This is a genomic window from Bacteroides neonati (assembly GCF_000499785.1).
Lineage (GTDB): Bacteria > Bacteroidota > Bacteroidia > Bacteroidales > Bacteroidaceae > Bacteroides > Bacteroides neonati.
Genome location: NZ_HG726029.1, coordinates 1 through 24,196, shown reverse-complemented (window position 1 = coordinate 24,196; position 24,196 = coordinate 1). Strand labels below are relative to the sequence as shown.

The window sequence follows — 24,196 nt, the reverse complement described above, 5'->3', positions numbered from 1 at the left end:
ATAATGTTAAATTTCAATTAGTATAGACTTGTAGTATAAAACATGTTAATAAACATGTTTTATACTACAAGTCTATTGTGTGTATTTTTCTCAACAAAACAGTTTATTATTATACATAGATAAGCTTTCTAAATAAGCAAAATATATTCTACTCAAGTTATACTGAAATCAGAATCTTCAGAGAATTAGTAAAACTATTCCCTGGGTTAAAACAGACTTGAATTAAGAGCAAGTGATTATTTACAAAAAGATCATAAGTTCTGCAAGGACTTTGCAGGTTTCGTATATTGGTATGTCAACACAGGATGTGGCAATTAAACCCAATATGAGGATCTTATTAAAGTCTGATGCAGAGGTACTTGATGAAGTTATGGTAGTGGCTTATGGTACTACTAAAAAAGCATCTTTTACTGGGTCTGCTGAAGTGATTAAGTCTGATAAACTAAAAGAAAGACCAATTGCTAATGTATCAAAGGCTTTGGATGGTATGGTTGCGGGAGTTCAAACAACTTCTGGATCAGGACAGCCTGGCTCGGGTGTTAGTACTGTTATTCGTGGTTTTGGCTCAATCAATTCTTCGCAGAATCCATTATATGTAGTAGATGGTATTCCTTATGATGGTAATATCGCAGCCATTAATCCGAACGATATCGAATCAATGACAGTGCTCAAAGATGCTTCTGCAGGAGCCCTTTATGGAGCGCGTGGTGCTAATGGTGTGATTATGATCACAACCAAAAAAGGAGATACGGGCAAGGCTAAAATTAATTTGAAGGCCAATTGGGGTGTAGCTTCTCGCGCTATAGAAAAATATGATCTGCTAGATGAAGCAGGGCATTTGGAAATGGTTTTTCAATCTTATAAGAACGACCTTATAATCAATAGCGGATATGCTCCCGCCGCCGCTGCCATAGCAGCATTGAATAATATGAAAAGCGGAGCTACTGCCATGTTAGGTAAAAATGAACAATATAATCCTTTTAATTATGGTATCACCGAATTGATTGATCCTACTACAGGAAAGGTACGTAGTGATGCTGTATTACGCTATAGCGAAGATTGGGTTGACGAAGCAACGGCTTCAAATCCATTACGCCAGGAATATATTGCAGCTATCAGTGGTGGATCTGAGAAAACAAAATATATGTTTTCGTTAGGTTACTTGGACGAACAGGGATTATTAAAAACGACTCAGTTTACTCGTTATAATGGTCGCTTAAATGTTGATTCGGAGATTACAAAATGGCTGAAGGCCGGAATGAGTGCCAATTATTCAAGAAATGAGAGCAATACGGCTGTAGAGAATTCATCTGGTTCTTCCAACGTATGGTATTCCGGACAATTGATGGCTCCTATTTATCCCGTTTATGAAAAAAATGCCGATGGAACAACTGCTTATGACGCGTTAGGAAATGCCGTTTTTGATTATGGTAGTAACCGTCCCGCAGGTGCTAGTGCTAACTGGAACACAGTTGCAACATTATTTGACGATAAGTATAGTTCAACGAGCGATAACCTTAGTGGACGTACGTATGCTGAAATTGGTAATTTGAAAAGTGGATTGCTCCAAGGGCTTAAATTATCTATCAATTACGGATTTGATTTGATCAACTCTGCTGGTGCTACTTATTATAACCCTTATAATGGAAACTCTGTAGCGGTAAAAGGTACTTTGCAGAAATCCATGGCTCGTGTTTATAGCTATACATTTAATCAAATTTTGACCTACGATCGTAAGTTTGGCGATCATCATGTAGAAGCATTGGTTGGTCATGAGTTCTATAAATATCGCAGAGATTATTTGGCCGCAACTAAAACCGGATTCCCTTTTGGCGGATTATATGAGTTGGATGCTGCAACTACAATTACTGATGCATCTTCTTATCAAGATAATTATGCTATTGAATCTGTTTTATCTCGTGTAGGATATGATTATGCAGATAAATACTATGTGTCGGGAAGTTTCCGTACCGATGGTTCATCTCGTTTTTATAAAGATAACCGTTGGGGAAATTTCTGGTCGGTTGGAGCTAACTGGCGTATCAGCGAAGAATCTTTTATTAAAGATAATTATGATTGGATAAACAACCTCTCATTAAAAGCTAGTTATGGTGTACAAGGAAACGATGCTTTGTCTAGTCTTTATGCATGGCAGTCTTTCTACGATTTAGGTTATCCGAATGCTTCGATGAGTGGAGCTGTGATTACTTCTCTGGAGAATAAAGAACTCAAATGGGAAAAAAATGCGAATTTCAATGTCGGCTTAGAAATGAAGCTTTTTGAGCGATTTAATGCAGGTATTGAGTTCTATAATCGTAAGACTTCTGATATGTTGCTGAATTATCCTATGGCAAGCTCTTTGGGATTTGATGGATATAGTAAGAATATCGGTAGCATGACCAATACAGGTTTTGACATCACATTGGGAGTTGATATCCTTAGAAATACTCCTTTAACTTGGAGAATGGAAATACTGGGTTCTACCATCAAAAATAAGGTAAACAAACTGGCTGATAAACCGGAAATTATTAATGGAAGCTACATCATTCGTGAAGGCGAAACGATCAACTCTTTCTATACGGCTACTTCGGCTGGTGTAGATCCTGCAACCGGACAGCAACTGTACTGGGTGTATGATACCGATGCTGATGGAGTAAGAGGAGAGAAGTATGTGACAACGGATATGGCTAAGGCTACTAAATGTAAAGACATACAGGGTAGTCGCATACCGGATGTTTATGGATCTGTAAGAAATGACTTTAAATACAAGGGATTTGATTTAAGCATCTTGTGTACCTACTCTATTGGTGGAAAAATCTTAGATGGTAATTACTATACATTCTTGTATGGAAACTACATCGGACAGGCTAAAAGTAAGGCTTTAGAACGGGCTTGGAAGCAACCTGGTGATATTACAGATATTCCAAGAATTGAAGTTGGTAAAAGCTATATAATTACCGATAATTCACTGATTGATGCGTCTTATTTCTCAATAAAAAATATCACTTTAGGATATAATCTGCCATCAAAACTATTGAAATCGGTGGGTATGCAATCAGCTCGTTTTACATTCTCTGGAGATAACTTGTTGTTGTTCACTCACTTGAAAGGAATGAATCCACAATACAACTTTAGTGGAGGTACCAATTTTGGATATGTGCCTACTAGAACCGTGTCTTTGGGATTTGATGTTACATTCTAAACAAAATTATTAATTGAATATGAAAAAGATATTATCTATATTTTCATTGGTAGGTTTGCTTGCGTTCAGCTCGTGTAGCGATGATTTAAATACGGAACCTACCAACAAAGTCTCTGGATCTGTGATTATGGCGGATGCCAGTAGTGCTGAAGCGGCAATTAATGGTATCTATCGTGCCATGTATGTCTCCGGTTGGAGTACAAATTGGGCTTCGGAAAATTTTGGGCAAACATCTATTAACTTGCTTGCAGACCTTATGGCAGAAGATCATTTGATGTTAGAGCAAGGACAAGGATGGTTTTATGAAGACTACCGTTTGAATGTACACGGAGATTATACAAATAAGAATGGTCGCTCTTATTCTATTTGGAACTTTTATTATACGCTTGTTTCCAATGCTAATTATATTATTGGTGCGGAGAACACAATGGGAGGAACTCCCGAAGCAATCAAAAATGTAGTTGGTCAAGCGTATGCCATTAGAGCTTTCTCTTATTATTATTTGGCACAATTGTTTCAACAAACCTATGTAGGTCATGAGCAAAAACCTGGCATACCTTTATATAATGAGCCTACTGTAGCTGGCTCGATTGGTAAGGGCAGAGGTACTCTGGCAGAAGTTTATACTCAAATTAATGCTGATATAAACAATGCAATCTCATTGTTGGGAGAATCTTCCGGAAAAGTTCAAAAACACCCGTCGCATATCGATTATTATGTTGCCAATGGTATCAAGGCTCGTATTGCTTTAACGCAACACGAATATGCAACTGCTGCTGCAGCGGCAGATGAAGCATTAAAACGCCCCAATCTTAAATTGATTTCGGTGAAAGACCTAGGTGGAAACAACAGCGTGAAAAGTGCAGACGTGCTTTGGGGATATGAGATCATTCCGGATCAATCAACTCAGTTTGCTAGTTTCTTCTCTCATATGGATGCTGATGTGGAAGGTAAATATGCTTCAAAAGCCCGCCAATGTATTAGCAGTGCTTTGTATAAAATGATTCCGGCTACTGATGACCGAATGGCATGGTGGCGTGGACAGTTGGCCGAAAATGGCTCAGGGTCTAATGCTAGCTATTGCCAAATAAAGTTCAAAATGGCTGATCATAAAACGAGTACAGGTGACTATTTAGTGATGCGTGCAGAAGAAATGGTGTTAATTAAGGCAGAGGCCTTGTGTCATCAAGAGCAATTTGCACAAGCCCGCCAAGCCATATCTACTTTAGGTACTCTTCGTGATAGCAAATTTGCAGATCGATTGATTAATAGAATCGATAGCAAATCGTATAATTTGGATACAAATGCTCCTTTGCAAACTTTAATGGATGAAATTTTATTTCAGCGTAGAATAGAACTTTGGGGTGAGTCTGGTCGTATTTTTGATTTGCAACGTTTGGGATTAGGTTATAACCGTACCTATGCCGGTTCGAACCATACTCAAAAGGTAGCAACAAAAAACACGAATGCTGCATCTGATCTTTTCATTCTCCCTCTTCCTCAATCGGAAATTGATGGAAATGAGAACATCAATACAAATGATCAAAACCCAATTGTTCAATAATTAATGAATAATCTAATTAGAGTAAATTATGAATAAATATATCGTTAAATTAGTTGTGGTATTAGCTTTCGGTATTATTGGAATGACCTCGTGTGATTCTGAGCCGGAAGGTACCATTTATAATAGTACAGCACTTGATGCGGCCTTCTTTTCAACGCAATTAAATACTGAGTTGGCGGCACAAGATAATGGTGTAATAGAAGTTCCTATTTATAGGGCAGGTAAGAATGGAGAAGCTTCCGTTAAAGTTCAAATAGATAGCAAAACTATTGATCAAGGCCTTTTTAGTTTAACTTCACCTACTGTATCTTTTGCCGATGGCGAATCTTCAGCGGTAGCTAAAATCGGCTTTGACTTAAGTAAGCTGGGTGTGACAGATGTCTATACGATTGTATTGAGTCTAGTTGATCCCACTGAGGCTTCACCATCTGGAGTCAAAACAATTAAGATCAATGCACAACGTAAATTGACTTGGGAAACTTTTGGAACGGGACTTTATACGGATGGACTATTTGAGGATAGTTGGGAGCAACTTATAGAAAAAGCAAAGGAAGGAAATATTTACCGTTTGCCTGATTGTGTAGTTAAAGGATTTCCTCTCATTTTTATCTTGAATGATGATGGTTCGTTAGCTTCTTTTGCACCTCAAAAAATGGGTTATGTAAATGCTACTTATGGAATGGTTTATTATGTGCTTAATAGCTCTAAGAGACAAGGTAATACGTTGTTATTTAACTTTAAGCCGTGTGTGATTTACAATAATAAATTAACGCAATTATATAACAATGTAGATTGTTCGTTACAATTCCCGAACTAAGATTGTCTATATTTTAAGAGACAGTTCAAATTTGCGAATAGTGATCGCTATTCGCAAATTTGAACTGTCTCTTTTTTATTTAGCTATATCAATACCCTATGCAAGGAACGAATCACTCCAATGAATACGTTCGCATCGAATAAAAAACATCGCTCATAACCATTCTTCTCCGAAAATCGTTATATTTGTTGCCATATTATATAGGAATAGAAAGTATGAAAGAATTTGTAATATCCGAAGTGCAGAACGAGACCGCCGTACTTGTAGGACTTATCACGCAAACGCAAGATGAGCGCAAGACGAATGAGTATCTTGATGAGCTGGCATTCCTTGCTGAGACAGCTGGGGCGGAAGTAGTAAAACAATTCACTCAGAAGCTGCCCACAGCTAACTCAGTGACGTATGTAGGAAAAGGAAAACTGCAAGAAATAAAAGAATACCTTCGCAGTGAAAGTGAAAATGAAAGAGAAATTGGGATGGTCATCTTTGACGATGAACTATCGGCCAAGCAATTACGTAATATAGAAGCCGAGTTGCAGGTGAAGATACTTGACCGCACCTCACTGATTCTCGATATCTTTGCCATGCGTGCCCAAACAGCCAATGCTAAGACACAAGTGGAGCTTGCACAGTATAAATACATGCTTCCCCGATTGACACGTCTATGGACTCACCTCGAGCGTCAAGGTGGCGGATCGGGTAGTGGTAGCGGAAAAGGAGGCTCTGTAGGACTTCGCGGACCGGGTGAGACCCAGCTTGAAATGGATAAACGAATTATCCTCGGGCGTATGGCTTTATTAAAAGAACGCCTGGCCGAGATTGATAAGCAGAAATCGACGCAGCGCAAAAGCCGCGGACGTATGATTCGTGTAGCCTTGGTAGGATATACCAATGTGGGCAAATCGACCATTATGAATATGCTTGCCAAGAGCGAGGTGTTTGCCGAAAACAAGCTGTTTGCCACACTCGATACAACGGTGCGCAAAGTGATCATCGAGAACCTGCCATTCCTACTGTCTGATACCGTAGGTTTTATCCGTAAACTGCCAACCGACTTGGTCGAATCGTTTAAATCGACTCTCGACGAAGTGCGCGAAGCTGATTTATTGCTTCACGTGGTCGACATTTCGCACCCGGGATTTGAAGAGCAGATTGAGGTGGTTAATAAAACACTGGCTGATATTGACGGTGGTGGAAAACCCATGATACTTGTTTTTAATAAAATAGATGCTTACACCCACGTGGAGAAAGCAGAAGACGACCTTACCCCCCGAACGAAGGACAACTTAACACTCGAAGAACTGATGATGACGTGGATGTCGAAGATGGAAGACAACTGTCTGTTTATCTCCGCCCGCGAACGAATCAATATAGAAGAACTAAAGAGTGTGGTTTATCAAAGAGTGAAAGAATTGCACGTAACAAAGTACCCCTATAATGATTTTCTTTATCAGACCTACGAAGAGGAAGAATAATTCGTAACTGAACAATATGAGAAATTACCGTAACTTGACTGAGGACGAAATTCTTCAGTTGAAGAGTCAGTCGTGTTTGGCTGATAACTGGGAGAGTGTATGGGTAGCTGAAGGCTTCACAACGTGTTTTGTTCACCACACCCGTTTTTCGGGTGAGGTGAAGCTGGGGCGCTTCGATTCGGAGTTTATATTGCCCGGTGGTATTAAAAAACATTCGGGATTGCGGCACGTAACCTTGCACAATGCAACGGTGGGAGATAACTGCTGCATTGAAAATATCCAGAATTATATCGCCAACTATGAAATTGGCGACGATACGTTTATTGAAAATGTCGATATCATTCTGGTAGATTCCTGTTCTACCTTTGGCAATGGAACCGAAATATCCGTACTCAATGAAACCGGAGGGCGAGAGGTGTGGATGAACGATAAACTGTCGGCGCATCAGGCTTATATACTTGCACTTTATCGCCATCGTCCCGAACTGATTAGTCGGATGAAGAAAATCACCGATTACTATGCCTCCAAGCATGCTTCGACTGTTGGATCTATCGGTAGCCATGTGATGATTCTCAACACAGGTTCGATTAAAAATGTACGTATCGGAGATTATTGCCGCATCGAAGGCACATGCCGTTTAAGGAATGGTAGCATCAATAGCAATGCGGTAGCTCCCGTACACATTGGCCACGGGGTGATCTGCGATGATTTTATCATCTCATCGGGTTCGCATGTCAATGACGGAACGGTATTGAGTCGCTGCTTCGTGGGGCAGGCTTGCCAGCTTGGACATAACTATTCGGCATCCGATTCGCTTTTCTTTAGCAACTGCCAGGGAGAGAATGGAGAGGCTTGTGCCATCTTTGCCGGTCCTTATACGGTAACGCATCATAAATCGACCTTGCTCATTGCCGGTATGTTCTCCTTTATGAATGCCGGTTCGGGGTCAAATCAAAGCAACCACATGTATAAGTTGGGGCCGATTCATCAAGGTACATTGGAGCGGGGTGCCAAGACTACTTCCGATTCTTATATTCTATGGCCTGCCAGGGTGGGAGCTTTCTCTCTGGTGATGGGGCGGCACGTGAACCATGCCGATACCTCTAATCTGCCTTTTTCTTACCTGATAGAGCAGGGCAACACGACTTATCTTGTGCCGGGAGTCAATCTGCGAAGCGTAGGAACCATTCGCGATGCACAGAAATGGCCGAAGCGCGACAAACGAACCGATCCTCATAAGCTGGACTTTATTAACTACAACCTGTTGAGCCCCTATACCATTCAGAAAATGTTCAAAGGGCTGTCTATCTTGAGAGACCTCAAACGGGTATCGGGCGAAACGTCTGAAATCTACTCTTATCAGAGTGCCAAGATAAAGAACTCGTCGCTCAATAGCGGAATGAAGTACTACGAGATAGCGATTCATAAGTTTCTGGGCAACTCAATTATTAAGCGTCTCGAAGGTATCAACTTCCAGACGAATGAGGATATCCGCCAACGACTGAAACCCGATACGAGCATCGGATGTGGCGAATGGGTGGATATATCGGGATTGATTGCTCCTAAAAGTGAAATAGAACAATTGCTGGGAGCAATCGAAAGTGGCGAAGTAGATCAACTAAAGACCATCAATGCCCGCTTTGCCGAGATGCACGAACGTTACTACACTTATGAGTGGACGTGGGCATATAGTAAAATTCAAGAGTTTTACGGGCTAAACCCCGAGACGATTACGGCCGAAGAGATTATTGGGATCGTTAAGTCGTGGCGTGAAGCAGTGGTTGGACTAGACCGCATGGTCTATGACGATGCCCGTAAGGAGTTCTCGCTCTCGTCGATGACAGGCTTTGGAGCCGATGGTTCGCGGCATGAGATGAAGCAAGACTTCGAGCAGGTACGGGGCGACTTTGAGAGCAATCCGTTTGTGATGGCTGTATTGCAGCATATCGACGATAAAACAGCATTGGGCGAAGAATTAATTAATCGTATCGGGCAGCTCGTATAAAAAACTATTATTACCTTTGCCTCACTAACTAACATTACGTATTAAAAAGTATAAATATGGCAACACCTCCGTTTAAGTATCAGCATCCTTTTCCGTTAGGGCCCGATACTACCGAGTATTATCTGCTTACGAAAGATTACGTTTCAGTAAGCGAGTTTGAAGGAACACCGGTTCTGAAAATTCAGCCGGAAGGTCTTACGGCTATGTCCAACGCGGCTTTCCGTGATGTATCGTTTATGCTTCGTCGCTCGCACAATGAGCAGGTGGCAAAGATTCTGAACGATCCCGAAGCAAGTGATAATGATAAATATGTAGCATTGACTTTCTTACGCAATGCCGAAGTAGCGGCCAAAGGCAAGCTTCCTTTCTGTCAGGATACCGGTACGGCTATTATTCATGGCGAGAAAGGACAGCAGGTATGGACCGGATACTGCGATGAAGAGGCTCTTTCGCTCGGTGTTTACAAAACCTACACCGAAGAGAATCTGCGTTATTCGCAAAATGCTCCGTTGACCATGTACGAAGAGGTAAATACCAAATGCAACCTACCGGCTCAAATTGATATTGAAGCAACAGAGGGCATGGAGTATAAGTTCCTTTGCGTAACCAAAGGTGGTGGTTCTGCCAATAAAACATATCTGTATCAGGAAACAAAGGCTATTCTGAATCCTACTTCATTGGTTCCTTATCTGGTAGAGAAGATGAAGACATTGGGTACAGCCGCTTGTCCTCCTTATCACATTGCTTTTGTGATTGGTGGTACGTCGGCCGAAAAGAACCTGTTGACAGTTAAGTTGGCTTCGACTCATTATTATGATGAATTGCCAACGAGCGGTAACGAAGGTGGTCGTGCTTTCCGCGATATAGAATTGGAAAAACAAGTACTCGAAGAGGCACAAAAGATTGGGCTGGGTGCTCAGTTTGGTGGTAAGTATTATGCTCACGATGTGCGTATCATCCGCTTGCCTCGTCACGGTGCTTCGTGTCCCGTAGGTTTAGGCGTATCGTGCTCGGCCGATCGCAACGTGAAGTGTAAGATTAATAAAGAAGGTATCTGGATCGAGAAGCTTGACTCAAACCCAAGTGAGTTGATTCCTGCCGAACTACGTCAGGCCGGCGAAGGTGAAGCTGTACAGATCAACCTGAACCAGCCGATGGCTCATATTCTGAAAGAGCTCAGCAAGTATCCGGTAGCTACGCGTTTGTCGCTCAACGGAACGATTATCGTAGGTCGTGATATCGCCCATGCGAAACTCAAAGAGCGTATCGACCGTGGCGAAGGTCTGCCACAATACGTAAAAGATCATCCGATTTACTATGCCGGACCTGCAAAGACTCCTCATGGTATGGCTTGCGGATCGATGGGACCTACCACTGCGGGACGTATGGACTCGTACGTAGACCTTTTCCAAGAACACGGCGGTAGCATGATTATGTTGGCTAAGGGCAATCGTAGCCAGCAGGTAACCGATGCTTGTCAGAAACACGGAGGTTTCTATTTAGGATCAATCGGCGGACCGGCTGCTATTCTGGCTCAGAACAACATCAAGAGCATTGAATGTGTAGAATATCCCGAACTGGGAATGGAAGCTATCTGGAAAATCGAGGTAGAAAACTTCCCTGCATTTATTTTGGTCGATGATAAAGGGAATGACTTCTTTAAGCAAATAAAGCCTCGTTGTGCAGGCAGTTGCAAATAAGAGTTACTTAAAAAATAGATAAAACGGACAGAGTCTCGTAGAGAATACCTATGAGGCTCTGTCTTTCTTTGCTAACACATATAAACTACTAATACGATGAATCCTATTCAACAACAAAATCAGCATGTGGTCTGGTTAGATGTCGTGCGGCTGATTGCCATGTTTACGGTCGTTTGTTGCCATTGCACCGACCCTTTCAATTTCTATCCGGGAGTTGCTCCCAATATCGATCAAATAAAACTCTGGGGTGCTATCTACGGTTCGTTACTACGTCCTTGCGTACCGCTGTTTGTAATGATCACCGGTGCGTTATTACTGCCCGTACGTGGCGAAGCATCCGTCTTTTATAAGAAGAGAATTCCACGGGTGTTTTTCCCTTTCCTTATTTGGTCTGTCATTTACAATCTGTTCCCTTGGATTACCGGGTTGCTCGGATTAGATCCGAAGATTATCCTCGACTTCTTCCCTTATTCGGGCGAGGAGGTTGCCCGACAGTCATTTGCCGTATCGCTCGACTATATTCTACACATACCGTTCAACTTCTCTATTCTGGCGGTTCATATGTGGTATATCTATCTGCTTATCGGTCTTTATCTGTATATGCCCATCTTTTCGGCATGGGTCGAGAAGGCTTCGGAGCGTGCCAAGTTGTATTTCTTGTTGGCATGGGGAGTTACTTTGTTGATACCTTATTATAATCAGTTTGTAGCACCCTATTTGTGGGGAACCTGTTCATGGAATGCTTTTGGTATGCTTTATGCTTTTGCCGGATTCAATGGTTATCTGCTGTTGGGGCATTACTTGCGCAACCTCGATTGGTCGTTGGGCAAAACGATGGCTATCGGCCTTCCTATGTTTGTGGTAGGTTACCTGATTACCTTCTTCGGTTTCCGCTATATAACGGCTCTACCGGAGTATTCGGATGAGATGCTTGAGCTCTTCTTTACTTATTGCTCCATCAATGTATTGCTGATGACGTTCCCGGTATTTATGTTGGCTAAGAAAGTAAAGGTGCGTTCGGAACGAACGAAGAGGGCATTGGCCAACCTGACGGTATGCGGATTCGGTATCTATATGATACATTACTTCTTCACCGGCCCGTCGGTGGTCGTGATGCGTTACTTGAACGTTCCATTAGGTTTGCAGATTCCTATAGCATCTGTTATAGCGTTTGGCATATCGTGGTTGCTTGTATGGCTTATTTATCGCTGCATGGGCAAGAAGGCAAAATGGTTGGTCGGCTAACGGCCGTTCTCCTTTTTCCATTGCTCGTAACTCTTAAGCAGCTTGATGCCTGCATTGTTATAACAGCTATATCCATTGCGACGTTCGTATCCTATCTCGGATAGATCGTATTTCTTAATACCATCACGATCGCAAAAGAAAGGACGGCTGGTGTCTCGTTCGTACAAGCGTGCCCATAGTGGTTCGCAGTCGGTACAAGGCACCATCCGGTATCCTTTCTACAGGCAGGTGACTCCTTTGTTAAAAGCTTCGAACTGTTTTTTTATGGAGTAATAATTGGCATATTATTGCATATAGCTCAATACATTGCCACTGATTTGCAGGAGTGATATTTCGCAAAGTTTCGTATCGTATTCGGCCGATAAAATTCGCTCTTCGGCATCGAGTAAGCTCTTTTGTGCCTCACGCATCTCGATACCCGATAGGTTTCCCAGCAGATAGCGTTCCATGGCAATTTCGTAATTCTCTTTGGCAGCTACCAGATTCTGCCGTTCCAACTTCAGCATTTCGAGGTTGTTGCGGTAGGCTTGCCATAGATTACTGATATCTGCCTGTAGGGTCAATTCCAACTCTTCTTGTTGCAAGCGCGAATTCTTGATGGCGATATCAGCATTCTTTCGTTCGCGTCGGCGATTGCCGTCGAAGATGGTAAAACCCAAGGTTAGTCCGCCGTTGAAGCCCAGGTTGCTCCGGCGGCTATTGGGCGAGATGTCGTATTTGTTCAGCGTATAACCATAGCCCGTATTCAGCTTCAGGTAAGGGTAGTTGCGCGATTGAATGCTTTTATAATCTAACTGTGCCAGTCTTGTGTTCTGTTCGGCTTTCAGTAGTACGGCATTGGTTGCCAGCGTAGCGTTCCATAACTCATCGAAGGTAAGTTGCGTGTTAACCTGAATGAGCGAGTCTTTGATGCGTATGCGTTTGTCTACCTCCGGATTTGCCATCAGTTCGTTTAACCGGATGCGAGAGGTGTTCAATAGCTCCTGCTGCTTCATGTACTTGGCACTGTCCGAATTGAAATCGACCTTTGCCTGTTGATAATCTAACCGCGAGAAGTTACCGATATGATAACGCTCCTCTACGATACGCAACCGTTCTTTCGAAAGCGAAGTCGCATAGCGAAAGTTCTTTAAGCGGATCTTTTGTTGTACAAAGTTATAATACTCTGCTGCCATACCTGCAACAAAATCTTCGATGGCAATGCGCGTGTTGGTTGCACCTTGTCGTTCCAGTTCTTTGAGGCGCTTATAGTTGGTCGTGATGTTGAAACCGTCGAACAGTGTCCAGTTCAGGTTTGCCCCGACGCTAAGTGCTTGGTCGAATACACCGTTTTCTTTACTGATCTCGCCTGTTTCGCGCAGTTTGCTTTCGGTATTGTCTATTGTTCCTTTATAGCCTGCACTCAGATCGAGTGTAGGCAGGTAACCCGCATTGCCCAGTGTAGCATTGTTTTTACTAATCTGCTCGGTGTTTTGAGTGATGCGCAGCGAGTAATTGTTTTGCAAACCATTCTCAAGGCATGATTTCAGTGTATATACCTCTTGAGCTTGTGCCATGAGGGGTAAGCTGCAACAGGTTAGTATATAGAATAGTCGTTTCATGATTGTAAATTCTTCTTGGTTCGGTTGGTAGAAATATAACTGTATACGGCCGGAACAATGTACATGGTCAGTAGTGTGGATACCAACATGCCCCCTACTACGGCAATACCCATGGCAATACGTCCGTTGCGACCCTCGCCCGAGGCAAAGGCTAACGGCAACAATCCCAGAATGGTCGATGCACTCGTCATCAGGATGGGGCGCAGGCGTTGCAGCGAAGCGTCCTTAATGGCTTGCATCTTATCTTCGCCGGCCTCTTGTTTCTGATTGGCAAACTCCACAATGAGGATACCGTTCTTCGCTACGAGTCCGATGAGCATGATGATACCGATCTGGCTGAATATATTCATGGTCTGATCGGAGTAGTACATAAAGACCAGTGCGCCACCAATGGCAAGCGGAACGGTCAGCATCACAATCAAAGGATCTTTGAAACTCTCGAACTGTGCCGCCAGAATCAGATAGATAAGCAGAATGGCCAGTACGAAAGCAAACATGAGGCTCGACGAACTTTCCCGGTACTCCTTCGAGTCGCCCGTTAGTGCCGTACGGAACGAATCGTCCAATGTCTCCTTGGCTATCTTGTCCATCTCCTCCAGTCCCTGCCCGATGGTTTTCCCTTCGGCAAGCCCTGCCGATACGGTAGCCGATACAAAGCGATTGTATCGGTACAGTTGTGGCGGTGCAATGCCTTCGTTGAGTTCGATCAGGTTGTCGAGTTGCACCATCTCTCCCTTATCACTGCGGATGTAGATCGATTTCAAGTCGGCGGGCTTGTTGCGTTGTTGGCGATTGATCTCTCCCAGAATTTCGTACTGCTTGCCGTTCATGTAGAAATAGCCCATACGTTGCCCGCTCAGTCCGTATTGCAATGTCTGGGCAATGTTGCGTGTGCTTACGCCCATGGTACTTGCTTTGTCGCGGTCGATGTTGATTCGTGCTTCGGGTTTACTGAATTTCAAATCCACATCGGCCATCTGAAACGTAGGATTCTCATATACCTTGGCCATGAACTTGGGCAATACCTCTTGTAGCTTTTCCAGGTTGATGGCTTGCAGCACGTATTGCACAGGCATACCCCCACGGCGGCTGCCGAAGGTCGACGATTGCTGTACGAAAGCTCGTGCCTGCGTTTTCTTCTGTACCGCTTTCGATAACCGTTCGGCTACGTCCATTTGTGTGTAATCGCGGTCTTTCATGTCGCGCAAGGTAATTCGCACGTTACCGTTGCCGCTCGATACGCGGGCGGTTACAGCTTCGGCATCGGGCATGATCGAGTCGACCAATGTATTGATGCTCTCTGTATAGTCGCGAATGTATTCGTACGTAACTCCTTCGGCACCACGTGTATTGATGCTGATGCTCGAACGGTCTTCCAACGGGGCCATCTCCGAGGGGATGTAATTCCATAAGAACCCGATGAGGCCGATGGTAACGGCTATAAAAGGAATAGCCAAATATCGTTTGCGCAAGAAGGCAGCCAACGAATGGCTGTACATCCGGTTCATGCCTTCGAAGAAAGGTTCGGTTTTGCGGTAAAACCAGTTTTTCTTTTCCCGTCGAACCAACAGTTTGGTAGCGAGCATCGGGGTGAACGTAAGTGCGGCAAACGAAGAGATGATGACCGATCCGGTGATAACCATACTGAACTCGCGGAAGAGTCGTCCCGTCATTCCATCCATAAACACGATGGGGAAGAACACGGCTACCAGCGTGATGGTGGTCGAGATTACTGCAAAGAATATCTCCTTCGCCCCTTCGATACCTGCTTCTTTGGGTTCCATGCCCCGTTCGATACGGATGTAGATATTCTCGGTCATTACGATGGCGTCGTCGACCACCAAGCCTACGGAGAGCACAATGGCCAACATGGAGAGCACGTTGATCGAGAAGCCTGCCAGATACATGACAAAGAAAGCACCGATCAGCGATACGGGAATAACGATGCAGGGCACCAGCGTTACACGCCAGTCGCGCAGGAAGAGGAAGATGATGATGATAACCAAGATGAACGCCACATAAACCGTATCCTCTACCTCGGTAATCGAAGCGCGGATAAACTTGGTGTTGTCGAACCCATAGCTGTAATGTACATCATCGGGCAGGTCTTTCTTCATCGTCTCCATGCGTGCATATACCGCATCGGCTATCTCGATGTGGTTGGCACCGGGTTGTGGAATCACCACGACGCCTACCATCGGTACACCGTTCATCTTCATATAACTGCGGATATCGGCAGCTCCGAGTTCGGCACGTCCGATGTCGCTGAAGCGGATGATCCGGTTGTCGACCTCTTTGATGATAAGGTTGTTGAACTCGTTGGCAGTGGTCATCAGCCCCAATGTGCGGATGGTTAGTTCGGTCGTATTTCCTTCGATACTGCCCGAGGGAAGCTCTACGTTCTCGCGGTCGACCGCATTCTTTACATCGATGGGCGTGATGCCGTAGCCCGACATCTTGAGCGGATCGAGCCACAAACGCATCGAGTAACGCTTCTCTCCCCAGATGGATACGCTGCTCACATCGGCTATGGTTTGCAGTTGTTCCTTTACCGTTAGCTCGGCTATTTCGCTTAGTTCCAAAAGGCTTCGCTTATCGCTCTGAATCGCTACCATCAAGATAGGCATGGCATCGGCATCGGCCTTTGATACGGTAGGTGGGTCGCAGTCGCGGGGCAGGTAACGTTGTGCACGCGATACCTTGTCGCGTACGTCGTTGGCTGCCGTTTCCAAATCGACAGATAATTCAAACTCCACCGTGATGCGGCTTTGTCCTTGTCGGCTTACACTCGACAGCGAACGGATACCGGGAATACCGTTGATGTTTTGTTCCAAGGGTTCGGTGATCTGATTCTCTATCACGTCGGCATTGGCACCGGGATACGAGCAGGAGACGGAAATAATCGGGTTATCGACCGAAGGGTACTCGCGTACACCCAAGTAGCTGTACCCAATGAAACCAAAGAGTAGGATGATGAGCGTTAATACCGTGGCCAATACCGGTCGGCGGATGCTTAATTCGGATATATTCATGAGGTACGGGTATTAATCAATATGATCGAGTGTTACAGGTAGTCCGGTGCGTAGTTGCAAGGTGCCCGATACGATAATGGTATCGCCAACGGATAGTCCTTTCACGACCTGCACCTGAGATTCGGTACGGATACCGCTCGTTATTTCTACCGGTTGTGCCTTTCCCGATTGGTAGAGGAATATCTTGTCTTTTCCCAGTTCGGGCACGATGGCTTCGGAAGGCACGGCAATGGCGTTTGCTATTTCGTCCTTCTTTAGCTGTATGCTGGCATATCGTCCGGGCAATACCGCTCCGTTGGCATTGGGGTAGAGTGCTCGGATGGATAGCGTGCGCGTATCTTGATCTACGCGCGACTCCAGCGCATACACCTTGGCGTGGAAGGTATTCAGTTCGCCGGGCATACTGAATGTGAGGTTCGTGCCCTTTCTTACTTGATTGGCGTACCGTTCGGGTACACCAAACTCTATCTTCAAGGGCGATACTTTGGTGAGTTTGGCCACGATGGTGGTAGGCGAAGCATACGTACCCACGCTCACCTGTCGCAACCCGATCACCCCATCGAAGGGTGCGCGGAGTTCGGTTAGTGCTATATTGGCTTTGATTATTTCGATATCGGCTTGGAGGGTGGCCAAGTCTGTTTTAACCTGTTCGTAGGCTTCCTTACTTACGGCATCGCGTTCGAGCAAGGCGTTCTGCCTAAACACACGGTCTTCGGCCAGTTTTAGTTGCGATACCAATCGTTGCAGTTGAGCTTGTAGGTGCCGGTCGTTTACCTTGGCGAGAAGTTGCCCTTTCTTAACGGCGCTACCCTCTTCGAAGTTTATCTCAACGACCTTTCCCGATGTCTCGAACGATAGATCGACCTCTTCATCGGGCAGCAGACTACCGCTGATTTGAATCTCATCGGTCAATAATTGCGGTTTAATGATACGGGCGTTTACATTCAAGACTTTCTTACCGTTGCGATTGCCCGTCATCACCCGGTCGGCGGCTGCCAACTCTTTATTCTCTTTGGGAAGTTGCGAATAGATGCCCCAACCGGTTAGTCCGGCACCCAATAATACAATGATGCTCCATTTTATTCTTTTGTCCATGGTATAGTAGTCTAATTTCCGTTATAGGTTAGACTACCGTTTATTGAAAAGGTTTAATGGCGATTGTCAATTAATGTCCCGATCTGTATTTTCCCTCCTCTTTGTCTTCGAGCATATTTAAATAAGAGGTGTAGCGCGATTCGCTAATATAATGCTCTTCTACAGCCTGTCGCACGGCACAGCCCGGTTCGTGGCGGTGGGTGCAATTGTTGTATTTGCAGTGAGCCGATGTCTTGAATATTTCCAAAAAATAATGCCCGATCTCTTCCTCTTCCATGTCGAACGTACCAAACCCTTTGATGCCCGGTGTGTCGATGATATAGCCATCGCCTGCTACGGGAAACATCTCCGAGAAGGTGGTGGTGTGCATCCCCTTGTTGTGATAAGACGAGATGTTGGCGGTCTTTATCTCGTGCCCCGGCAGCAATGTATTGATAAGGGTCGATTTGCCCACGCCCGAGTGTCCCGAGAAGAGGGTAACACGTCCTTTGAGCTCCTCCATAATCTGTTCGATTCCTTCGCCCGTTTTGGCAGAGATGGCGAAGCAGGGATAGCCGATATGCGTATAAAGTTTGATGAGGCTTTGCAGGTAGTGACGCTCCTCTTCGTTGTAAGCGTCGACCTTGTTGAATACCAGTTTCACCGGTACGCGATAAGCCTCTGCCGAAGCGAGAAAACGGTCGATAAAGATAGTCGAAGTTTCGGGATAGTTTACCGTAACCACCAGCAAGCACTGGTCGAGGTTAGCAGCAAGAATGTGCGATTGTTTAGAAAGATTGGAAGAACGACGCACAATGTAGTTCTTCCGATCTTCTATTTCGTTGATGAAGGCCGTACCTTCTTGATTGATAATAATCTGAACACGATCGCCCACCGCAATGGGGTTGGTGCTTTTGATATCTTTCAGACGAAAGTTTCCTTTTATCTTGCATTCGATAAAGCGCCCGTCATCGGTTTTCACCTGATACCAGCTGCCGGTGTTTTTGATTACTAATCCGTGCATACGCTTATACTGTCATGATTTCTTTGTCCTTTTCGGCCAGCATTTCATCAATTTGTTTGATGTACTTATCATGAATCTTCTGCAATTTGGCTTCGGCATTCTTCTGCTCGTCTTCGGCCAGGCCGTCTTTGACTGCTTTCTTGAGTGCATCGATACCATCGCGGCGTGCATTGCGCACACTTACTTTGGCTGTTTCGCCTTCGGCTTTACATTGTTTGGCCAGTTGCTTGCGTCGCTCTTCGGTTAGGGGAGGGATGCCGATACGGATCATCTCACCATTGTTTTCGGGCATAATACCGAGGTCCGAATCGATGATGGCTTTCTCGATGGGGCGGAACATTCCTTTGTCCCAAGGTTTGATTACAATGCTGCGTGCATCGGGCGTATTGATGGCTGCCACGTTGCTAAGCGGCACCATGCTTCCGTAAGAATCTACACGGATTCCATCCAGCAATCGAGGGCTTGCTTTGCCGGCACGGATGTGTGCCAATGATTCCTCCAGATACATAATGGCCATATCCATTTTCTCTTGTGAGCTGTCGATACAAGTCTTTACGTCTACCATATTTTCTATGTTTTTAATTACTTTCTTTAATGTCAAACAAAAGTAGCTCATTTTTTGATTATTTGCAATAAAACGCCCGAGAAGTTAGCGTTTAAACGAATTAAGGGTTTATGCGATACCTGTTGATAACTCTGTTCATAACTTTATTACGCAGCGTGGTATAGCCTCCGATGTATCTTATAGGTAACTTAGCAGCAAGCTATCTATGAGTTATCTTTTCTTCTTCTGTTTGCTAACCGGTTTCTATTTGTTATTTTAATCATCGGCTTGTAGTACGATTATTGTCGTCTTGCAACGCGACCATTGTCGGTATGCAAGCCGACAATGGTCGCATTGCAAGACGACAACTAAAACTCTTAAAGAAATGAAGATAATTAATAGGTGAAGAAGCGTTAGGTTTCGGACGAAAAGCAGTTGTAAATACTATCATCTCCGTTCATGCAGGCAGGGATGGTTTGTGATGCCCGATATGAAGCAGCCCGACAAGGATAGCGAATGCATTGCTATCCTTGTCGGGCTGTTTATGGAATGACGGATGGGTTAGTTATGCACCAATGTGCCTATTTCTTCGCCTACGATTACTTTTTTCAAATTGCCTACCGTATCCATATCGAAAACGACAATCGGCAGGTTATTTTCTTTACACATACAGGTAGCGGTTAAGTCCATTACCTTGAGGCCTCGCTTCAATACTTCGTCGTACGTAATCTCGTCAAACTTCGTAGCCGTGGGGTCTTTCTCCGGGTCGGCTGTATAGATGCCGTCTACGCGGGTGCCTTTGAGCATAACGTCGGCTTCGATCTCGATACCTCGCAACGACGAACCGGTGTCGGTGGTAAAGAACGGGTTGCCCGTGCCGGCCGACATGATCACTACTTCGCCTGCCTCCATGCATTCGATGGCTTTCCACTTGCTGTAAAACTCACCGATGGGCTCCATGCGAATGGCCGTTAGTACGCGGGCTTTCACTCCGTCGGCTACCAGAGCCGAACTCAGGGCAAGGCTGTTGATAACCGTTGCCAACATACCCATCTGGTCGCCTTTTACACGGTCGAACCCTTTGTTGGCTCCGCTTAGTCCGCGAAAGATATTACCACCACCGATAACGATGCCGATTTGTACTCCTTGTGCATGAATCTCTTTGATTTGTGCGGCATATTCGGCCAAGCGCTTTTCGTCGATGCCGTATTGTTTCTCTCCCATCAAGCTCTCACCGCTGAGCTTCAATAGAATTCGTTTATATTTTGCCATATAGTGGGTTATTAATTGTTTCTGCAAAGGTAAGTGATAATTTTCGGATTTTCATCCGATGAACTGAAAATGTGGGGCTAAATGAAGGGTTTCATCTCTCATTATGGTTCTAAATGGTAGGATGAATGTTGTTTTTTATGACATGATACGGTTAAATGTATCCATTACACTTTTTTTCTTTTACTTCGGTGAAGGTGAACGGATAGCGTATGGGGAGGTGATCGTGGCTGCTGCACAGGAGCCGTATGATTACCTATACACCATACGCCTCGCCCAAGCCACGGGGAGAAGAAACTTTCTTGATATTGTCATCCGATATGGCGATTGCGTTTTTTCTCTTTATATAATTGAAAATATTTGCGAAATAATCCTATATAATAGCAAGATAGCGAACTTTGAGTGAAGATTTTCATTATCTTTGTGAGGACCTAATTTAATCGCGAATATGAGGATGAAGATCTTGATGCCAGTACTTTTTTGTCTCCTTTCCTTTCCGTTTATGCTCTCTGCACAATCGGCAGATGTTTTGTTGCAAAAAGTGTCGGTGACATTATCTGCCGGGCAAGAGGAACAAGCCGTTTCGCTATTTACTCAGGCTATTAACGCGAATCCCGATAAATCGGAAATGTATTATTGGACTCAGGTCGATAAAAACAGTCCCGTTTGTGTGAAGTTAGCACAGAAGTTGGCTTTGTATTATAAAAAGTCGAGAAATTACGATAAGGCTTATTTGTTTTACAGAGAACTGCTTCAAAAGACCCCGAATGACGTAACGTTTCTTGCCGGATATGCCGAGACCGAAGTTTGTCGCGGACGCGAAGATGATGCATTGGAAGCCTATGAGAAAATACTCCAATTGGATGCGAATAACTTGGCTGCCAACATCTTTATCGGAAACTACCTTTATCTCAAAGCCGAACAGGAGAAGAAGCAATTGGATACCGATTTTAAGAAACTAAATGCTCCTACACGGATGCAGTATGCCCGTTACAAAGATGGATTGAGCAGGGTGCTGTCCAACGGATACAGCAAGGCAAAAGAATACCTGCAGAATGTTATTCAGCAATTTCCATCGACCGAGGCACAGAAGACATTGAATAAAATCAAATTAATAGAGATCGAAGTAAATCGTTAACTTTAATAAAGTCGCTATGAAAAAGAACTATGGAGTTGCAATCGGAATAATCACATTGGTTTTGTTGTTGATGGCTTGTCAAAAAGAGGATGAAAAGACCATTGAAGTTGCAGGGAAAAAGTCTGCTGTCATTCAGTGGATTGAAACAACAATGAGAGATAACTACCTTTGGAATACGGAGATACCTGCTGCAAACAAGCTTAACTACTCGGCAGGGGCCGAAGACTTTTTTCGTTCACTGCTGACCCTGAAAGATGGAAAGACAAGAGGCGGGTCCCACCATTATTATTCGTATATTGAGAAGAATAAAGATTATACAGCTACCCGAACTTCGATTGATCAGGAAGATACGTATGGGATGGAGTTTACGGCCTATGTCATTACAGACTCGAATAATCAACCGCTTGGTTATTATTGGGTCAGAGTGCTGTATGTGCTACCCAATAGTCCGGCTCAAGCGATCGGTCTAAAGCGGGGCGACTGGATTGTGGGATTTAATGGGAAAAATAATAATTTAACTCAGTATTCCAACCTATTAAGAGGAGGAGGGTTGACCCTAACCGTCGCCACTAATCCGCGAGATGTCGAGAACTACAAGCAAGTTTCGCTGGTTGCTTCGCGCAAAGTCGAAGATAACCCCTTATATGTCGATAAAATAATAGAAATCGATGGCCGTAAAATCGGATATTTACTTTATAATCACTTCATAACAGGCCCCGACGGGTATACCGACCGAACGTACGATGAACAAATGAAGGCCACATTTAAGCGTTTTGTTGATCAAGGGGTCAACGAGTTTGTTCTTGATTTGCGATATAACGGAGGGGGCTACTTGATCTCGGCAAATGTCTTGGCAAGCCTACTGGTGCCCGAAAAGAATCAAAATGATATTTTTTCCATCGATACCGATAACAAAGGACGGCAATCTAAAAGATACTTTAGTAGTGAAGGAGCAACGACACATTTGAATATAGATCGCCTGTTTGTACTAACGAGTCGTTCAACAGCTTCGGCTTCGGAGGCGGTTATTAATGGATTGTCTCCATTCATGGATATCACAATCATTGGAGAAACAACAGAGGGAAAGAATGTAGGCTCGGTACATTATGCCAAGAATGAATACGAATGGGCTTTGCAGCCGATCATTATCCGGATCACAAGTAGCAATACAAGTTACGATTACAGTAGTGGGTTGCCGGCCGATTATCCTTGCAATGAGTTTGATCGGAATCAAAATACAACAGATGAACTTCTTCCGTTGGGCGATGAAGATGAATTTATGCTCAAGAAAGCCATTGAACTGATTACGGGCAACCGTGTGGCATCAAGAGCGGCTGTTCAAGAGCAGCTGCCGGGGCAAGATGTATACCAACTAGTCTATAATTCAGTTGAGCGGCACCAAACGAATGGGGTTCTTGTGACTCCTGATTATAGTAGAGACACCTTTTGGAATCGCTAGTTTTTTTCATCCGTTGACTCGTGGACTATTAAGTCCTAGGTGAAGCTGTGCCATGTTTTGATAAAGTTTCATACCCACGTAAGGCCTTTTTCGGTTATTTACCGGATGTCCTTCGCGCGCGCGTATATATTATAATGTGTTCCCTCTTTGCTTTCCTTTTTCCCTCTGCCTGAATTATGTTTTATAACACATCTATGCTTCAGTGTATTACAACTTAATTTCCTTTTTATTCGAAATAAAAGGTGTTTAAGTTTGGCTTGTATGGGTAAAAAGCCTACTTTTGCATCCGCTTAGCAAGAGAAGCTAAGCCTTGAAAGATTGACATTCTGTTTAAAAGCTCGCAGAGGCTTTTCTTCCTTTCGCAAGAGAGACGACAAGAGAAGCGCACGAGACGAAAAAGAAAACAAAAAAACTTCTCAAAAGTTTTGATGTTTAAAAATAAAGTCTTACCTTTGCATCCGCTTTTAAAACGAAGCATACTTAAAGAAGCGTTCTTTGAAAGATTTACATAAACAATACAAGTAGTACAAGAGCGAGAGACTTGTCTTTTTAGATAGGAATCTCGGGTAAAATTTTAAAACCGTCAATGATTTGATTCATTACAAATGAAACAGGGATTTGAATAAACGTCAATAAATTTACAACATCCTAACAGAGCAAGAATTTGATTACTGAGTGTAAATTTAGTAATCAATCAACAATACTTTTACAATGAAGAGTTTGATCCTGGCTCAGGATGAACGCTAGCTACAGGCTTAACACATGCAAGTCGAGGGGTAGCAGGGTAGCAATACCGCTGACGACCGGCGCACGGGTGAGTAACACGTATCCAACCTACCATTCACACGGGGATAGCCTTTCGAAAGAAAGATTAATACCCGATAGTATAGCGATAAGGCATCTTATTGCTATTAAAGAATTTCGGTGTTTGATGGGGATGCGTTCCATTAGATTGTTGGTGAGGTAACGGCTCACCAAGTCTTCGATGGATAGGGGTTCTGAGAGGAAGGTCCCCCACATTGGAACTGAGACACGGTCCAAACTCCT

15 protein-coding genes, 1 rRNA gene and 1 pseudogene are annotated in these 24,196 nt (G+C 44.1%); 10 read left to right on the top strand and 7 right to left on the bottom strand.

Annotation, left to right across the window (positions count from 1 at the left end):
• The first annotated feature begins 238 nt into the window (after positions 1–238).
• The 7 genes from TY03_RS20360 to TY03_RS20330 all read left to right on the top strand — a co-directional run bounded on the left by TY03_RS20360 (position 239) and on the right by TY03_RS20330 (position 12,008).
• A complete protein-coding gene (locus TY03_RS20360; protein ID WP_074434226.1) occupies positions 239–3,202 on the top strand; it encodes a SusC/RagA family TonB-linked outer membrane protein in 2,964 nt (987 codons plus the stop codon).
• Positions 3,203–3,221: 19 nt separating this feature from the next.
• Positions 3,222–4,766 carry a RagB/SusD family nutrient uptake outer membrane protein gene (locus TY03_RS20355; protein WP_042373401.1) on the top strand — a complete coding sequence of 515 codons (1,545 nt, stop codon included), beginning with the start codon at positions 3,222–3,224 and terminating at the stop codon, positions 4,764–4,766.
• Between the two features lie 28 nt (positions 4,767–4,794).
• On the top strand, positions 4,795–5,583 hold the full coding sequence (locus TY03_RS20350) for a hypothetical protein (protein ID WP_052332583.1): 789 nt from the start codon (positions 4,795–4,797) through the stop codon (positions 5,581–5,583).
• 215 nt (positions 5,584–5,798) lie between these two features.
• Complete coding sequence (hflX, locus tag TY03_RS20345) at positions 5,799–7,058, top strand: GTPase HflX (protein ID WP_042373400.1); 1,260 nt, start codon at positions 5,799–5,801, stop codon at positions 7,056–7,058.
• A 16-nt stretch (positions 7,059–7,074) separates the two neighbouring features.
• Complete coding sequence (locus TY03_RS20340; RefSeq protein ID WP_042373398.1) at positions 7,075–9,063, top strand: DUF4954 family protein; 1,989 nt, start codon at positions 7,075–7,077, stop codon at positions 9,061–9,063.
• Positions 9,064–9,119: 56 nt separating this feature from the next.
• Positions 9,120–10,763 carry a fumarate hydratase gene (locus tag TY03_RS20335; protein ID WP_042373396.1) on the top strand — a complete coding sequence of 548 codons (1,644 nt, stop codon included), beginning with the start codon at positions 9,120–9,122 and terminating at the stop codon, positions 10,761–10,763.
• Positions 10,764–10,859: 96 nt separating this feature from the next.
• Positions 10,860–12,008: an acyltransferase gene (locus TY03_RS20330; RefSeq protein WP_042373394.1), complete on the top strand. Its 1,149-nt coding sequence runs from the start codon at positions 10,860–10,862 to the stop codon at positions 12,006–12,008.
• On the opposite strand, the pseudogene TY03_RS20325 reads toward TY03_RS20330, so the two are convergent.
• From TY03_RS20325 to pyrH, 7 genes and pseudogenes are all read right to left on the bottom strand, one after another.
• Positions 12,005–12,226, bottom strand: a pseudogene (locus TY03_RS20325) (pectate lyase); the annotation flags it as partial. The gene TY03_RS20330 and the pseudogene TY03_RS20325 overlap by 4 nt on opposite strands.
• Before the next feature lie 66 nt (positions 12,227–12,292).
• Positions 12,293–13,609: a TolC family protein gene (locus TY03_RS20320; RefSeq protein WP_042373390.1), complete on the bottom strand. Its 1,317-nt coding sequence runs from the start codon at positions 13,607–13,609 to the stop codon at positions 12,293–12,295.
• Positions 13,606–16,641 carry an efflux RND transporter permease subunit gene (locus TY03_RS20315; RefSeq protein WP_042373388.1) on the bottom strand — a complete coding sequence of 1,012 codons (3,036 nt, stop codon included), beginning with the start codon at positions 16,639–16,641 and terminating at the stop codon, positions 13,606–13,608. Before TY03_RS20315 ends, TY03_RS20320 begins: the two co-directional genes overlap by 4 nt.
• 12 nt (positions 16,642–16,653) lie before the next feature.
• Complete coding sequence (locus TY03_RS20310; RefSeq protein WP_042373387.1) at positions 16,654–17,736, bottom strand: efflux RND transporter periplasmic adaptor subunit; 1,083 nt, start codon at positions 17,734–17,736, stop codon at positions 16,654–16,656.
• Positions 17,737–17,806: 70 nt separating this feature from the next.
• A complete protein-coding gene (gene rsgA, locus TY03_RS20305; RefSeq protein WP_042373385.1) occupies positions 17,807–18,739 on the bottom strand; it encodes a ribosome small subunit-dependent GTPase A in 933 nt (310 codons plus the stop codon).
• Positions 18,740–18,743: 4 nt separating this feature from the next.
• Positions 18,744–19,304, bottom strand: a complete 561-nt coding sequence (gene frr / locus TY03_RS20300) for a ribosome recycling factor (RefSeq protein ID WP_042373502.1) — start codon at positions 19,302–19,304, stop codon at positions 18,744–18,746.
• Between the two features lie 540 nt (positions 19,305–19,844).
• Positions 19,845–20,555 (bottom strand): UMP kinase, encoded by a 711-nt coding sequence (pyrH, locus tag TY03_RS20295; RefSeq protein ID WP_042373383.1) that lies wholly within the window; start codon positions 20,553–20,555, stop codon positions 19,845–19,847.
• A 451-nt stretch (positions 20,556–21,006) separates the two neighbouring features.
• Between pyrH and TY03_RS20285 the strand changes: the two genes are divergently transcribed.
• The 3 genes from TY03_RS20285 to TY03_RS20275 form a co-directional block, all read left to right on the top strand.
• Positions 21,007–21,690 carry a tetratricopeptide repeat protein gene (locus TY03_RS20285; protein WP_042373380.1) on the top strand — a complete coding sequence of 228 codons (684 nt, stop codon included), beginning with the start codon at positions 21,007–21,009 and terminating at the stop codon, positions 21,688–21,690.
• Positions 21,691–21,706: 16 nt separating this feature from the next.
• The gene (locus tag TY03_RS20280) at positions 21,707–23,149 is read left to right on the top strand and encodes a S41 family peptidase (RefSeq protein ID WP_042373378.1); all 1,443 of its coding nucleotides are present in this window, start codon (positions 21,707–21,709) and stop codon (positions 23,147–23,149) included.
• Positions 23,150–23,857: 708 nt separating this feature from the next.
• Positions 23,858–24,196 (top strand): 16S ribosomal RNA (locus tag TY03_RS20275); the annotation flags it as partial.

What these genes read in the sequence shown, in the direction of transcription:
- TY03_RS20335 (WP_042373396.1), top strand. Translation starts at nt 9,120, where the DNA reads ATGGCAACACCTCCGTTTAAGTATCAGCATCCTTTTCCGTTAGGGCCC.
- TY03_RS20340 (WP_042373398.1), top strand. Translation starts at nt 7,075, where the DNA reads ATGAGAAATTACCGTAACTTGACTGAGGACGAAATTCTTCAGTTGAAG.
- pyrH (WP_042373383.1), bottom strand. Translation starts at nt 20,555, where the DNA reads ATGGCAAAATATAAACGAATTCTATTGAAGCTCAGCGGTGAGAGCTTG.
- TY03_RS20330 (WP_042373394.1), top strand. Translation starts at nt 10,860, where the DNA reads ATGAATCCTATTCAACAACAAAATCAGCATGTGGTCTGGTTAGATGTC.
- TY03_RS20285 (WP_042373380.1), top strand. Translation starts at nt 21,007, where the DNA reads ATGAAGATCTTGATGCCAGTACTTTTTTGTCTCCTTTCCTTTCCGTTT.
- TY03_RS20315 (WP_042373388.1), bottom strand. Translation starts at nt 16,641, where the DNA reads ATGAATATATCCGAATTAAGCATCCGCCGACCGGTATTGGCCACGGTA.
- frr (WP_042373502.1), bottom strand. Translation starts at nt 19,304, where the DNA reads ATGGTAGACGTAAAGACTTGTATCGACAGCTCACAAGAGAAAATGGAT.
- TY03_RS20320 (WP_042373390.1), bottom strand. Translation starts at nt 13,609, where the DNA reads ATGAAACGACTATTCTATATACTAACCTGTTGCAGCTTACCCCTCATG.
- rsgA (WP_042373385.1), bottom strand. Translation starts at nt 18,739, where the DNA reads ATGCACGGATTAGTAATCAAAAACACCGGCAGCTGGTATCAGGTGAAA.
- TY03_RS20350 (WP_052332583.1), top strand. Translation starts at nt 4,795, where the DNA reads ATGAATAAATATATCGTTAAATTAGTTGTGGTATTAGCTTTCGGTATT.
- TY03_RS20280 (WP_042373378.1), top strand. Translation starts at nt 21,707, where the DNA reads ATGAAAAAGAACTATGGAGTTGCAATCGGAATAATCACATTGGTTTTG.
- TY03_RS20310 (WP_042373387.1), bottom strand. Translation starts at nt 17,736, where the DNA reads ATGGACAAAAGAATAAAATGGAGCATCATTGTATTATTGGGTGCCGGA.
- hflX (WP_042373400.1), top strand. Translation starts at nt 5,799, where the DNA reads ATGAAAGAATTTGTAATATCCGAAGTGCAGAACGAGACCGCCGTACTT.
- TY03_RS20355 (WP_042373401.1), top strand. Translation starts at nt 3,222, where the DNA reads ATGAAAAAGATATTATCTATATTTTCATTGGTAGGTTTGCTTGCGTTC.